Raw genomic sequence first — 13413 nt, 5'->3', positions numbered from 1 at the left:
ATCAAGATGGAAAAAATAACATAATTTTTTTTGCCGGGCATAGGATAAATAGGAAAAGTGACGAGAAATGGAAGCGGATATATGGGAAATTTGCAATATCAGCAGGCCGGTGAGAGGGACTGCGCCAATGCGGCCATAGATGAGAACTATCAGAATTATCTGATCGATTATCTGTTGGACGGAGGCTCTTTTCTGGAAAATTATCCGGATCTCTGTCTGGATCCCGTGGGATATAATCAGGCCATTGCGTATATGTATCAGCCGGGAGACTTTACCGGGGAGAGAGAAGATATTGATTATAATAAAGTGCCCAGGGTGTATGGGCTCATGGATTCCCGGGAGCTGGAAGCGGCCGGGGTGACGAGAGTGCGGCTGTCTCCGCAGCTGGGGCTCCGAGGCCAGGGGACGCTGGTCGGCATCATTGATACGGGGGTGGATCTGACCAGCTCTTTTTTTCGCTATGAAGACGGAGGCACTAAGATTGCCGCCTACTGGGATCAGGAGGATCAGGAAGGGAAAAAACCGGCGGGATATTCCTTTGGACGGGAATGGGACAGGGAGGAGATTGACCGGGCGCTGGAGGAGGAACCGAGAATACTGCCCCGGGATGAAAACGGACACGGCACTTTCCTGGCAGCCGTAGCGGCCGGCAGGGAAGATGAGGAGGCAGGATTCTCCGGGGCGGCGCCGGATAGTGAGCTGGTGGTGGTAAAGCTGAAACGCCCGAAGCAGTATCTGCTGGATTTTTATTCCATCCGGGATGACGTGTGGGCCTGTCAGGAAGACGATGTGATGCTTGCCATCCGGTATGTGCTGGATACAGCCACAGCGCTGCAAAGACCGGTGTCCATCTGTCTGGGCATCGGCACCAATCTGGGCGGACACGGGGGCAACGGCAGTCTGGAGCGGTACATTTCTCAGATTTCCCTGCTGCCGGGGATTTCCGTTCATATCGCTTCGGGAAATGAAGGGATCAGCGGGCATCATTTCCGGGGAAATGTACCGCAGGATCAGGAGTTTGAGACGGTGGAATTCAATGTAGCAGACGGTGAAAATGGATTTATCATGGAGTTGTGGGGCGACGCTCCGGTGAATTTCTCAGTGGGACTGATCTCGCCGGGAGGAGAAAATGTGGAGCGGATTCAGCTGAAACGCAATGAATTCCGGAACATTCGTTTTTTCCCGGAAAATACTGTTCTGCAGATCCGTTCGTTTGCGGGGGAGACTGTCGGCGGAGAGCAGGTGATCCGGATGAATTTCCGCAGTCCGTCCGCGGGATTGTGGCGGCTGCAGGTTTACGCCCGGGGAACCGGAAACCGGACCTTTAATCTCTGGATGCCCATTACGAATTTTCTCCGGGAAGAGACATTTTTTGTGAGTCCGGAGGCCTCGGATACCCTGACTTCTCCCGGAGATGCTTTTTACGGAATCACCTATGTGCCCTATGAGGTGAATACGGAGAGCCTGTATGTCCGTGCCAGTCAGGGGTATACGAGGGATGGCAGGGTGAAGCCGGATCTGGCGGCGCCGGGGGTCAATGTGCATATTCCGGCGCCGACGGCCGTCCGTCGTCCGGAACAGGACGGAGCGCAGGAGTCCGGCGGCAGCCGCCGGGAGGTAAGCCGCAGCGGAAGCAGTGTGGCCGCCGCCTTTGGAGCGGGCATCGGGGCGCTGATGCAGGAGTGGGCCATTGTGAAAGAAAATGATTTATCATTAAATGGGCAGAATATGCGGTTTTATCTGATTCAGGGGGCGGTGCGTTCCGGCGCTTATGAGTATCCCAACCGGGAGTGGGGATATGGGATTGTGAATCTGTACGATGCTTTTTTGTCCATGCGGAGGTGAGAGAAGGCATAAAGCAAATGCAGAATCCTGAGAATGTGGCGGGGTGAATGTGCTGGATAAAAAGAGACCGGAGCGATCAGGTGGAATTGAAGAAAAATATGGTGGCGGATTTTTGTGAAATCATTTATAATTCCTGTGGATAAAAGAAGCCGCGGCAGCGGCAAAACCGGAGGAAGTTCATATGGACACAAGGGGAAAGATTTTGCAGCAGCTCATTCACGTGGGTGAGCTGCTGCTTACCAATGGCGCGGAGGTAAAGCGCGTGGAGGAGACCATCGTCCGGATGGGAAGGGCTTATGGGGCGTCGGAGACCGATGTCTTTGCGATCACGTCCAGTATTGTGGTGACGATCACTTTTCCGGACGGAGAGATGCTGACCCAGACGAAACGGATCCGCTCCTCGGGAGATACGGATTTTACAAAGATTGAAGAACTGAACGCGCTGAGCAGGCGGTGCTGTGCGCATCCTCTGCCTGTGGAAGAATTGACGGCGGAGATAAAACGGATCAGAGAGTTCCGGCAGGGAAGACTGTATTTTTATTGTGGAAGCATGCTGGCCGCCGGCAGTCTCGCCATGTTCTTTGGAGGAAATGCCGCCGACGGGGCCATGGCGGCTCTGGTGGCGGTGCTGATCTGCGCCATGCAGAGACGGCTGGCGCCTCTTTGTATGAATAATGTGATTTTTAATCTGATCGTCTCTTTTGTGACCGGGACGATCATCTGCCTGCTGGCCGGGTTTCTGCCGGTGCATGTGGACAAGATCATGATTGGAGACATCATGCTGCTGATTCCGGGTCTGGCCCTGACCAATGCGGTGCGGAATGTTCTGATCGGAGATACGATATCAGGTATTATGCGGCTGATCGAATCACTGTTGTGGGCAGGCGCCCTGGCCTGCGGATTCATGGGCGCGGTCTGGATGACGGGGGTGTGAGAAGATGATGGAAATGATGGCGGTAAAAACGGTGACGGCGTTTGCCGGTTCCCTGGGATTTGGGATGATATTTAACATGAAACCGAGACATCTGCTGACAGCGGCGGCAGGAGGAATGCTGGACTGGATTCTCTATTATTATCTGGCGGCCTTTCTGGATGGTATTTTTGTACCCTCCGTCTGTGCCGGGATGTTTTCTGTGCTGTACGGGGAAATTCTTGCCAGAGTCCGGCGGTGTCCGGCCAACCTGTATGTGATCACCACTCTGATCCCTCTGATTCCCGGAGGTTCCCTCTATTATATGATGAGCAACGCGGTGAGAAACCGGTGGGCGGTGAGCCGCGGCTACGGCTCGGAGCTGGTGATGTACGCGCTGGGACTGGCAGCGGGTATCTGTCTCATGTCGGCACTCTTTGATCTGATACATAAAATTCTGCATCTTTGTGTTCAGAAGGCGTTGACAAATAAAAAAGCCGGTGCTATTATCACAAACGAAGAACAAAGCAAAAGCGATGACGGAAAAGAGTAGTTTACCGGGAAGCATCCAGAGAGAACGGCAGCTGGTGGAAGCCGTTTATGTGGAACGTTTACGAAAACCATTCCAGAGCCGCAGCGCCGAAGACTGACGGCGGAGAGGAATATCTGCCGGAGAGCGGGGAGCTGTCTGAGGGCAGACAGGAAGACCGCGGAGAGCCTGCCGGAGCAGGACAGATTGGTAAGCGCTGACGTACACCTGCGTTAAGGGTTAGGATTTGTCAGAATCTGAAGTGAAACATAAAGGTGGAACCGTGCGATACGCACCCTTGGAAGACATATGGATCGTGTCTTTCCGGGGTGCTTTTTTATTTCATAGGAGATTGCATTCCTATGAAATAAAAAACGCTCCGCGGGGAGCGCACTGCGGCGGATAGGAAGATGCCGCTTTCGCGACCCGCCGCAGGCGCGAGAGTTCTGCCGGGCAGAACTCTCTGTTATTTTCAGGAAATTTAAAAGGAGATGCATATTATGAAAGTATTATTGAGAGACGGACAGGTCATGGATGGAAAGTTTGAACAGGAGGAGGTAAAAAAGGCCTTCTGGCATACCAGCTCCCATGTGATGGCCCAGGCGGTAAAACGGCTGTATCCGGACACGAAATGTGCCATCGGACCGGCCATTGACAATGGATTTTATTATGATTTTGAGTTTTCTTTCCCGTTTGCGGAGGAACATTTAAAAGCGGTGGAGGAAGAAATGCGCCGCATCGTAAAAGAAAATCTGCCGCTTTCCGTGCGGGAGGTAAAAAAGGCGGACGCTCTTTCCTACATGGAGCAGCAGAAAGAAGATTACAAGGTGGAAATGATCGAAGAACTGCCGGATGAGGAGACGATCACATTTTACCAGCAAGGAGAATATGAGGAATTCTGCAGCGGCCCGCATATTACAAATACAGGAAATATCAAGGCGTTTAAACTCTTGTCTCTGGCCGGCGCTTACTGGCGGGGAGATGAGCACAACAAAATGCTCACCCGGATTTACGGAATTTCTTTCCCGAAGGCTTCCATGCTGGATGAGTACCTGTTTATGATCGAGGAAGCAAAGAGAAGAGATCACCGGAAACTGGGCAAAGAACAGGGGTTATTCTTCTTCTCTGACAAAGGGCCGGGCTTTCCGTTCTTCCTGCCGAAGGGAATGATTCTCAAAAATGTACTCATTGACTACTGGAGAAAGATTCATGAGCGGGAAGGGTATCAGGAGATTTCCACGCCGATGATTCTGGAGCGGAGCCTCTGGGAGACTTCCGGTCACTGGGATCACTACCGGGAAAACATGTACACCACAAAGATCGATGATGTGGACTTTGCGGTGAAGCCGATGAACTGTCCGGGCGGTATGCTGGTCTACAAGATGGAGCCTCATTCCTACCGGGAGCTGCCGCTGCGCCTTGGCGAGCTGGGAACCGTGCATCGTCATGAGAAATCCGGACAGCTTCACGGTCTCATGCGGGCAAGATGTTTTACGCAGGATGATGCCCACATTTTCATGACGCCGGATCAGATGCTTTCCGAAATCCAGAATGTAGTGCGGCTCATTGATGAAGTTTATACTGGATTTGGTTTCGAATATCATGTAGAATTGTCTACAAGACCGGAAGACAGTATGGGAAGCGACGAAGACTGGGAGATGGCAACGGACGCTCTCCGTCAGGCCATTGAAAATATGGGTATGGATTATGTGGTCAATGAAGGAGACGGCGCGTTCTACGGCCCGAAGCTGGACTTCCATCTGAAGGATTCCATTGGAAGAACCTGGCAGTGCGGTACGATCCAGCTGGATTTCCAGCTGCCGCAGCGGTTTGAGGCGGAATACATCGGAGCCGATGGAGAGAAATACCGTCCGATCATGATTCACCGGGTTGTCTTTGGTTCCATTGAGCGGTTCATCGGTATCCTCATCGAGCATTACGCCGGCAAGTTCCCGCTGTGGCTGTCTCCGGTGCAGGTGAGAATCCTTCCGGTATCAGAAAAACATGCGGAATATGCCAATGAGGTGCTTCGTCAGCTGAAAGCAAAAAATATCCGTGCGGAGCTGGATGAGCGCAATGAGAAGCTTGGATACAAGATTCGTGAGGCGAGACTGGCCAAAGTACCGTACATGCTCATTGTGGGAGCCAAGGAAGAAGAACAGCAGATGGTTTCCGTGAGAAAACGTGACGCTGAAAATGACAAACAGGATCTGGGTATGATGGGACTTCAGGAGTTCTGCGAAGCTCTGGAAGAAGAAGGACTGACCCGCCCTGCGGCAAAGCCGGAAAACAAATAAAGCACGTTCGTGTGAGAAAAAGAGTGGAGCAGCTGGCAAAATACAGGCAGCAGCGGGTAAAAACGGAAATGTGAAAAGACAGGAGAGTATCAGAATGAAGATCATAGTCTGTGATGATGAAAAATATATCTGTGAAGACCTGGAAAAACGTCTGAGGGAATATTATCAGAGTCTTGACGTGCTGATTCTCTCCGTCTCTTCGGGCGAAGAGCTGCTGCGGATGATGGAGCGGGAGCCGGAAGAGGCCGCCTGCATTTTCCTCGATATTGAGATGAAGGGGATGGACGGGCTGGAGACGGCCCGGCGTCTTCGGGCAGATTATCCGGACCTTCCTGTCCTTCTTCTTACCAGTCACACGGAGCTGGCCATGGAAGGGTACGAGGTGCAGGCTTTTCGCTTCCTGGCGAAGCCTCTGCGGCAGGAAAAGCTGGTGGAAGCGCTCCGGGCGGTGGAGCGGAGCTCTCTGACGGCGGCCCGTCATAAGCTGAAGATTCCCACCGGGGACCGGGAAGTGTATGTGGATTGTGAAGATATTTTCTATATAAAGAGTGAAAATGTTTATTTGAATATTCTGACAGAGGGAGAAAGCCTTTTGATGCGGGGACGGATGAAGGATCTGTTCGCCTCTCTGCCGGAGGATTCCTTTTTTCAGATTCACCGGAGTTATATCGTGAATCTGTCTCATATCTGTTCCTTTGACGGGAAAAATGTTTTGATGGAGGATGGCGGAACGCTGCCGGTCAGCGGCCGCCGGAGAGAATTGTTCCGGGAAAAGATGACCCGGTATCTGCGGGAGAAATGATATGCCGTTTATGGATATTTATGAAATGTTCAGCGGGAGTGTGATGCTGCTCTCGATGATTTTGTGTTACCATTACATTTATATGGAGCCGGGATTTGCACGAAAGCGGAGTACGTATCTGTTTGGCGGAAGTGTTCTGGTGTTTCTCATAGGTTTCAGACTGGTTCCCGGCAGGCCGGAGGCGGCAGGGGTCCTGTGGCCCCTGGCCTTTTTTTGTCTGTATGTGTTCCTTACCCGGAAGGAAAGACGGCTGCGGGGCATGTTCCTTTTCCTGCCCATTTCCGGTTATCTGTTTATGCTGGTGGCGGCCAGCACCTCGCTTTATTGTGTGTTTACCGGAGCCAAAAGCAGCGAGGGATTCACCTATGCCATGGATGTGGCGTTTTGTCTGGCGCTGCTGGTATTCTGGAGGAGAGGCCGCCGTTTTCGGAAACAGCTCAAAAGTCAGTGGGAATACCGCAGGCTGAGCCGGGGCGAACGGTGGCTGTTGAACCTGGGCGGCGTTTTTGTATTCTTCATGGCGGTGGTTTTGATCGGCGTCATGGAAAATGTGTCGGGATATGAACTGGGCGGCGGCTGGCGCATTTTGTTCCTGATGACGGGAAGCATCAGTATCGCTCTTTTGGCTGTGGCGGTGATCGCCTTTGTGATGCAGGGAAGCAAAAAGGAATACTATCAGAGAGAGGCACAGCTGACAGAACGATATCTGAATGCGGAGTTGGAACATTTCAAAGCGTACCGCCAGGCGCAGCAGGAAGTAAGAAGAGTGCGCCATGACATGAAGAATCATTATGCGGTTCTGTCCGTGCTGGCCGGGGAGGGGAAAAATAACGAGATTCGCGATTACCTGGCGCAGCTGGGAGAAGAACTGGCCCGCAGCGAGGTGGGGATTCAATGTGGCAATGACATTGCCGACGCCATTTTAAATGAAAAGAACCGCAGGGCCGGAGAATTGGGAGCCGTCATGGAAGTGGAAGGCAGGCTGCCGCAGGACTGCGGTGTGGAGATGCTGGATATCTGTACGATTTTTTCCAACGCCCTGGATAATGCGCTGGAATATCTGGAACATTCAGAGCTGGAAGAAAAGTGGATTCGGGTGAAGATTGCCGGGCAGGGAAATATGTGGCTGTTCCGGTTTGAAAATCCGGTACAGGGCGATGAAAAGATATTGGCGGCCGGGACTACCCGTAAGGGCGACGCAGACTGGCATGGTTTTGGCATTATGAATATGGAAAGAGCCGCGGAAAAATATATGGGGCATATCGAAAGAAATGTCAGTGAAGGCGTCTTCACTCTGGAGGCGGCGCTGTTTACCACAAAACAGGATCCGTTCGCAACAAAATAAGGGCCGTTCACAACAATTCCTGCCTGTGCCGGGAGAATATATCATATACTGCAGACAAGAACAACACACCCTGATAATGACAGGCGGGGAGAACGGAGGCAGTATATGAAAGATAAGAATGTAACAGAAATAAAAATACGATCAAAGAAACAGCATATGAAAAAACATATCAATCATGTGATGCGCGGAGTTTTGCTCTATAATATCCTCATTTTGCTCGTGGTGGTGGGGGACATGATCGCAAAGACCGTCATGGTGCTTGTAAAGCAGCCGGCCGGAGCACAGCAGGATGCCGCGGTGGACGCGCTTTTGAAAGAACTTCTGCATTCCGGCAGTTCCAGTATCCTGGCTGTTCTCATCGGAACGGCGGTTCTGCTGCTGTATTTTCGGAGAGATCATCTGCTGAGACCGATGTTCGCGGCGGGGAAAATGCCGCGGGCAGGGAGATTTATCGAACTGCTCTGCTTTATGATGACGGCGCAGGTGCTGTTTTCTCTGATGGCAGCGGGCGCCGAGGCGGCGGCCAATCAGCTGGGTTACAGCATGATGAGTTCCATAGAGACGGCCACGAAAACCAGTCAGACCTTGTCCATGGTTTTGTATGCCGGAATCTTTGGGCCGGTTGTCGAAGAGATCATCTATCGGGGCTTTGTCATGAGAAGTCTGCAGAGATACGGCAAGACTTTTGCCATTCTGGTATCGTCAGCAATATTCGGACTGATGCACGGCAACTTGCTCCAGGGAATCTTTGCGTTTCTGGTGGGCCTGGTCTTTGGATACGCAGCCATGGAATACTCCATCTATGTTTCAATGGTTCTGCATGTGATGAATAATCTGCTGTTTGGAGATATGTTTACACGGCTGTTGAAAGGAATGCCGGAGAGCGGCCAGCAGCTGGTGTATGTCCTTGTGATCGGCGGGCTGTGCGTGGCAGGATGTGTTCTGCTGGTACGGCACCGGAAGCGTATTGCGGCGTACTTCAGCCGGAACAATACCTCGCGGAAATATTATGTGTATGCTTTTACGGCAGTGTGGATGCTGCTCTTTATCGCCATGGAGATCCTGACCATGACGGGCGGCATTGAGCGGCTGACTTAAAATAAATGGTTTGGAAGTATCGGAAAGTTCCGGGAATATCCCGGGACTTTTTTGCCGGGAAATGAATCCGGCTGGTTTTTTCTATATTGTTGTGGTATTATCTAAAAATGCCTATGATGGAAAAAGAGAATATTTACAGAAAAAAGGAGAACAGTGATGGTGAATAAAAATGTAAAACTGGTGGCTGTGGATATGGATGGAACTTTGCTGGACAGCGGGAAGAACGCTCCGGCAGATTTTGAGAGCTGGGTGCTGTCCCATCCGGAGATCCAGACGGTGCTTGCCAGCGGCAGACAGTATGCGACGCTCAGGGATATGTTTCCATCTCTTAATGAGTGCCTGATGTATGTGGCTGACAACGGCAGTTTTGTGTTTAAGCAGGGAAAGATGATCTACAGCAATGCGATATCTGAGGAAGATATCCGTTGGTGTATTGAATATTTTGGAGCCATGCCGGGGCTGGATCTGATTTTGTGCGGAGCGAAGGCGGCGTACATGAAGCATAGTTCCGGATTGGCGGAAGAAAACGGACGTATGTATTATCACAGCCTTGAGTTTGTGGATTCGCTGGAAGAGTGTATCGGAAAGGATATCATCGCAAAGATTGCTGTTTTTATAGACGAGTATAGGGCAGAAGAGGTGTATAACAGCCTGTCGGGCATCCCGGAGACCATCGCAGCGGTACTGTCCGGCGACAGCTGGATCGACGTGGCCAACCGCTCGGTAAGCAAGGGCTCCGCCATGGAGGCCATTGAGGAGAGTCTTCATATAAAGAAGGAGGAATCCATGGCCTTTGGGGATTACCTCAATGACTACGATCTTCTGTTGAGCTGCGGGGAAAGCTACGCCATGGAAAATGCGCATCCGAAGTTGAAAGAGATTGCAAAATATATCACCGCCTCCAATGATGAAGACGGTGTCATGAAGATCCTGCGGCAGATTCCGGCTTCCGTGGAAACGCCGCAGGTATAAATGGCGGATATGAATGGCAGAGATAAACTGCAGACACCGGTTATTCTGCCATGGACTGCTGCCGGAACGGGCGGATACCGATTACTCCGCTGAATCAAAGACTTTGATATAACCGCCGTCGGAGGCGGCGCCGTTATAATACATAGCTTTGTCCATTTTTGTGCACGGGAACATGAATTCCATCACATCGCTTAAGTCGGTGATGGTGATTCGGTTCCCGTTATTTTTCCAGTTTTTGTCCACCGGGTCGTAGACCAGGACCTTGCCGTTGGTGAGCACTCCAAGGAGCACCATAGTGTGATAGGAATTGGTCCAGCGGGAACTCTTTTTGCCGGTTTTATTGCTCTTCTGGCGGACTTCAAAGATGACCGGATTGCCGGTTTTTAAATGACTGAGGATGTCGGCGGAGGCCTCTTCGTCGGAAGAATAGGTGCGGACATAATCCACAGTCACATCATGTTTTTCCAATATGGAACTGATACCATACATGGAGAGCGGCATCTGCTTTGGCAGAGAGCGCTCTTTATGTTCGCGGTTCCAGGCATCCGGGTTGACGGTATCCTTTTCCGGACCGTCGATGACTTCATTTGGTAGTATGCCGGCGTAGTCCGGATTGTAAGCGCCCAGTACGGAGGTCAGAGAACAGGTGGCGCAGCCGTGCCAGGCCAGATAATTCTCATATTTTGGGTAGTTGTGGGCGTTCTGTTTGTACAGACGGTAGGTTCGAGTGCTGCCGCGGGCGGTGAGAATGGAAAAATCACAGGCATTGCCATCGTAGTCCCGGGTCACCACGTTGACGGAGACGGAATCGCTGCTGTCTCCGCTGGTGCAGGTGATGACAGCGGAACCTTTGCCGCGGGCGGTGATTTTCCCGGAGGTATCCACATCAGCTACGCTGCTGTCGCTGCTTTCCCAGTGGAGAGATGCCTTCCTGGCGGCGGAAAGATCGCCGGACAGTGTCAGCGTGTAGGAATCATCGGGTTCCATAAAAAGCACCTGATCAGAAAGTTCCACAGGAATGGAAGCTTCCGGCTGCCCGGTTGTGCCGCTGTTTTTCTGTCCGCTGTTTTCAGCGGCGTCGGATACCGTCACACGAAGGCTGTGAAAGCCTTCCACCGTGTTGTACAAGATTGTGGCACTGCCGGCGGACCGGGCGGTGATGACGCCCTCCGGAGTGACGGATGCCGTGGCGGGACTGGAGCTTAAACAGGAAAAAATCATCAGATGCGAACTCCCCGGAATACTTCTCGTCTCCTCTGTGGTCATGGCCAGAGGTTCCGCCTGGGAAACCTGAGAAACTGCCAAGGATGAAGAAGCCGGGGAAATCTGAGATTGTGCAGTAACAAAAAAGCCCGGCTGGGCGCCGGCAAAAAGGATACCGGCGGACAGCAGGCATAAAAAACGTTTTGGTATTCGAAACATATAAACTCCTTATTCGTAACCATTCAGCTTTAGCGCCTCTTTCGCTCTGGCGGCGTATGACTGAACGGCTGCCCTTATTCTGCTATTTCAACATGAATATTGTTCCGGGTCAGGATATCTGCGATCTCCGCAGAGATTCCGGAATCAGTACAAAGAGTGTCTATATCGGAAAAGGTGGACTGGATGACAACGCCCTTCTGAGAGAACTTGCTGGAATCTGCCAGAATGATGGTCCGGTTGGCGGAGTTAGCCATGTATTTCATAGTCTCCACCCGCATCAGATCGTCGCAGGTAAAACCGGCATCCGGAATAAAACCGTCGGTGCCCACAAAAAACTTGTCCACGAAAAACTCTTTGGCACATTTGCGGACAAGGGGGCCGACCATACCCTGGTATTCTTTCTGATATTCTCCGCCCAGCAGGATGACCTTGCGTACCGGCATCTCCCGGATACGGATGGCGATGTAGGCGGAATTGGTGATGATGGTGATATCCTTTTTCAGCTTCGCCAGCTGTTCGGCCAGCAGGGCGCAGGTGGAACCGGATTCCAGCATGACAGTCTCCCCGTTGGAAACCATTTCCGCCGCCTTGGTGGCGATTTTCAGCTTGGTGTCGTAGTTGATCGTCAGGCGGGTATTGATATCGTTTGCGTTCTTGATGAGCGCATATCCATGTTCACGGGTCAGCAGTCCTTCGTCTTCCAGATGATCAAGATCCTTGCGGATGGTGACCTGGGACACGTCAAGAAGCTCAGCCAGACGGCTCACTTCAATCTTTTGATAAATGTTTACCAATTTTATGAGTTTGGACTGTCGTTCTGTCATTTGAAACACCTCTTTCTTTCTAACAGAAGTATATCATATCGAATCAAAAAGGAAAAGAGATATTTATCTTATTTTTCTCTTTCTTTCCTATAGATGCAAACTGTGATAAGATATCTGAGAAAGAAAAGAACATCAGAAGAGACAGAGGATATTTGAAAACAGAAAATACTGACAGACGAGGAAGGAGAATACCATGAAAACAACGGATAAAAGAAAGAGAGAGATCCTGGAATCTCTGCGGGGAGGACTGGTGGTATCCTGCCAGGTGCAGCCGGAGGATCCGATCTATACGAAAGATATGGCGGTGAAGATGGCGGAGGCCGCCAAATGGGCCGGTGCCGTGGGTATCCGGGCCAACACCCCGGAGCAGATCCGGCAGATCAGGGAGGCGGTGCAGCTGCCGGTGATCGGATTGTACAAAATATGGAATGAAGATACCGGCGTTTATATCACACCGACTCTGGAAGCTGCAAAAGCGGTGTGGGAGGCCGGGGCGGATATTATTGCCATGGACTGTACCGGGAGGCTGACCCACGAGAAGACCATTGCCTGGAAGCTGCTGCCGCAGGTAAAAGAAGCGATTCCGGAGGCCATCACATTTGCAGATGTGTCCAATTATGAGGAGGCCAAACGGGCAGTGGAGCTGGGGGCGGACATTGTGGCGCCGACTCTCTGCGGCTATACAGACTACACGCAGGACCGGCCGTGTCCGGATTACCGGGAGTTTGCCCGCATGTGCCGGGATTTCGGTCAGGATGTGTATATGATGATGGAAGGGCATCTGAACACACCGGAGGATGCCATGAAATGTATGTATCTGGGCGCCCACGCAGTGGTGGTGGGCAGTGCCATCACGAGGCCGCATCTGACTGCAAAGCGGTTTGTGGATTTGCTGCGGCGTTATGAGGATGACGGAGACGATACCTCAGAACAGTGATCCGATCTTTCAGAACTGCAGAGCCGGCGGCGGATGTCCGGGAAACGCATATATTTTAAAAACAACAAGGATATAATTCTTGCGGGGAAGAAAAGAATTCGGTATAATAAATGCAGATGAAAAAGATGAGCAGAAAGCGAGATGAGGCAGATGAGCCAGGCAAAGGTGGACAAACAGAAAGAATATAAAAAGAACCGCAAAAAGATTATTGCCAAGGAGAAAAGAAAGAGCAGAGCAGTCAAGTGGATCGGGTATCTGTGTCTGATCTGCATTATCGGCGGAGTCGGATTCTCTTTTTACCAGAAATTGAACCCGGCACCGGAAGACAATACCAGTACCTTTTATAATCTGATTGCGACTGATAATTACGGAATACTGCATCCGACTTTGTCAGAGTAGGTATTTGCGCGGATGAGATTCCGCCTGATCAGC

Annotated in this window: 13 protein-coding genes; 11 read left to right on the top strand and 2 right to left on the bottom strand. The window is 51.5% G+C overall.

Translation table 11 applies throughout. From position 1 onward, the window contains the following. The first annotated feature begins 81 nt into the window (after positions 1-81). The 9 genes from B5E53_RS07690 (at position 82) to B5E53_RS07655 (ending at position 9798) form a co-directional block, all read left to right on the top strand. Positions 82-1845 carry a S8 family peptidase gene (locus B5E53_RS07690; RefSeq protein ID WP_087313782.1) on the top strand — a complete coding sequence of 588 codons (1764 nt, stop codon included), beginning with the start codon at positions 82-84 and terminating at the stop codon, positions 1843-1845. Positions 1846-2026: 181 nt separating this feature from the next. After that, positions 2027-2779, top strand: coding sequence for a threonine/serine exporter family protein (locus B5E53_RS07685; RefSeq protein WP_087313780.1), 753 nt, complete (start codon positions 2027-2029; stop codon positions 2777-2779). 4 nt (positions 2780-2783) lie between these two features. Next, positions 2784-3308 (top strand): threonine/serine exporter family protein, encoded by a 525-nt coding sequence (locus B5E53_RS07680; RefSeq protein WP_087313778.1) that lies wholly within the window; start codon positions 2784-2786, stop codon positions 3306-3308. A 47-nt stretch (positions 3309-3355) separates the two neighbouring features. Beyond that, on the top strand, positions 3356-3505 hold the full coding sequence (locus B5E53_RS19170; protein ID WP_162611838.1) for a hypothetical protein: 150 nt from the start codon (positions 3356-3358) through the stop codon (positions 3503-3505). A 279-nt stretch (positions 3506-3784) separates the two neighbouring features. After that, complete coding sequence (gene thrS, locus B5E53_RS07675; protein ID WP_087313776.1) at positions 3785-5581, top strand: threonine--tRNA ligase; 1797 nt, start codon at positions 3785-3787, stop codon at positions 5579-5581. Positions 5582-5675: 94 nt separating this feature from the next. Continuing rightward, positions 5676-6383 carry a LytTR family DNA-binding domain-containing protein gene (locus tag B5E53_RS07670; protein ID WP_087313774.1) on the top strand — a complete coding sequence of 236 codons (708 nt, stop codon included), beginning with the start codon at positions 5676-5678 and terminating at the stop codon, positions 6381-6383. Between the two features lies 1 nt (position 6384). Continuing rightward, positions 6385-7728, top strand: a complete 1344-nt coding sequence (locus B5E53_RS07665; protein WP_087313772.1) for a sensor histidine kinase — start codon at positions 6385-6387, stop codon at positions 7726-7728. Between the two features lie 105 nt (positions 7729-7833). Next, positions 7834-8826 carry a type II CAAX endopeptidase family protein gene (locus tag B5E53_RS07660; RefSeq protein ID WP_087313771.1) on the top strand — a complete coding sequence of 331 codons (993 nt, stop codon included), beginning with the start codon at positions 7834-7836 and terminating at the stop codon, positions 8824-8826. 156 nt (positions 8827-8982) lie between these two features. Further along, entirely contained in the window at positions 8983-9798 is an 816-nt protein-coding gene (locus B5E53_RS07655) for a Cof-type HAD-IIB family hydrolase (RefSeq protein WP_087313769.1), read from the top strand. Positions 9799-9879: 81 nt separating this feature from the next. On the opposite strand, the gene B5E53_RS07650 is transcribed toward B5E53_RS07655, so the two are convergent. After that, positions 9880-11220, bottom strand: a complete 1341-nt coding sequence (locus B5E53_RS07650) for an Ig-like domain-containing protein (protein ID WP_087313767.1) — start codon at positions 11218-11220, stop codon at positions 9880-9882. A 74-nt stretch (positions 11221-11294) separates the two neighbouring features. Then, positions 11295-12044 carry a DeoR/GlpR family DNA-binding transcription regulator gene (locus B5E53_RS07645; protein WP_087313765.1) on the bottom strand — a complete coding sequence of 250 codons (750 nt, stop codon included), beginning with the start codon at positions 12042-12044 and terminating at the stop codon, positions 11295-11297. A gap of 193 nt (positions 12045-12237) precedes the next feature. On the opposite strand from B5E53_RS07645, the gene B5E53_RS07640 reads away from it, so the two are divergent. Together B5E53_RS07640 and B5E53_RS07635 are read left to right on the top strand one after the other, a co-directional pair. Then, entirely contained in the window at positions 12238-12981 is a 744-nt protein-coding gene (locus B5E53_RS07640; protein ID WP_087313763.1) for an N-acetylmannosamine-6-phosphate 2-epimerase, read from the top strand. Positions 12982-13122: 141 nt separating this feature from the next. After that, on the top strand, positions 13123-13380 hold the full coding sequence (locus B5E53_RS07635; protein WP_087313761.1) for a hypothetical protein: 258 nt from the start codon (positions 13123-13125) through the stop codon (positions 13378-13380). Positions 13381-13413: the final 33 nt, after the last annotated feature.

This window comes from Eubacterium sp. An11, from assembly GCF_002161065.1.
Classification (GTDB): domain Bacteria; phylum Bacillota; class Clostridia; order Lachnospirales; family Lachnospiraceae; genus Anaerobutyricum; species Anaerobutyricum faecale.
Note: the sequence above shows the minus strand (reverse complement) of the source record. Positions and strands in the feature narration are given on the sequence as shown.

Bases quoted from the DNA above. Each gene is read 5' to 3' on its own strand.
- B5E53_RS07690 (WP_087313782.1), top strand. From the start codon at position 82: ATGGGAAATTTGCAATATCAGCAGGCCGGTGAGAGGGACTGCGCCAAT.
- B5E53_RS07685 (WP_087313780.1), top strand. From the start codon at position 2,027: ATGGACACAAGGGGAAAGATTTTGCAGCAGCTCATTCACGTGGGTGAG.
- B5E53_RS07680 (WP_087313778.1), top strand. From the start codon at position 2,784: ATGATGGAAATGATGGCGGTAAAAACGGTGACGGCGTTTGCCGGTTCC.
- B5E53_RS19170 (WP_162611838.1), top strand. From the start codon at position 3,356: ATGTGGAACGTTTACGAAAACCATTCCAGAGCCGCAGCGCCGAAGACT.
- thrS (WP_087313776.1), top strand. From the start codon at position 3,785: ATGAAAGTATTATTGAGAGACGGACAGGTCATGGATGGAAAGTTTGAA.
- B5E53_RS07670 (WP_087313774.1), top strand. From the start codon at position 5,676: ATGAAGATCATAGTCTGTGATGATGAAAAATATATCTGTGAAGACCTG.
- B5E53_RS07665 (WP_087313772.1), top strand. From the start codon at position 6,385: ATGCCGTTTATGGATATTTATGAAATGTTCAGCGGGAGTGTGATGCTG.
- B5E53_RS07660 (WP_087313771.1), top strand. From the start codon at position 7,834: ATGAAAGATAAGAATGTAACAGAAATAAAAATACGATCAAAGAAACAG.
- B5E53_RS07655 (WP_087313769.1), top strand. From the start codon at position 8,983: ATGGTGAATAAAAATGTAAAACTGGTGGCTGTGGATATGGATGGAACT.
- B5E53_RS07650 (WP_087313767.1), bottom strand. From the start codon at position 11,220: ATGTTTCGAATACCAAAACGTTTTTTATGCCTGCTGTCCGCCGGTATC.
- B5E53_RS07645 (WP_087313765.1), bottom strand. From the start codon at position 12,044: ATGACAGAACGACAGTCCAAACTCATAAAATTGGTAAACATTTATCAA.
- B5E53_RS07640 (WP_087313763.1), top strand. From the start codon at position 12,238: ATGAAAACAACGGATAAAAGAAAGAGAGAGATCCTGGAATCTCTGCGG.
- B5E53_RS07635 (WP_087313761.1), top strand. From the start codon at position 13,123: ATGAGGCAGATGAGCCAGGCAAAGGTGGACAAACAGAAAGAATATAAA.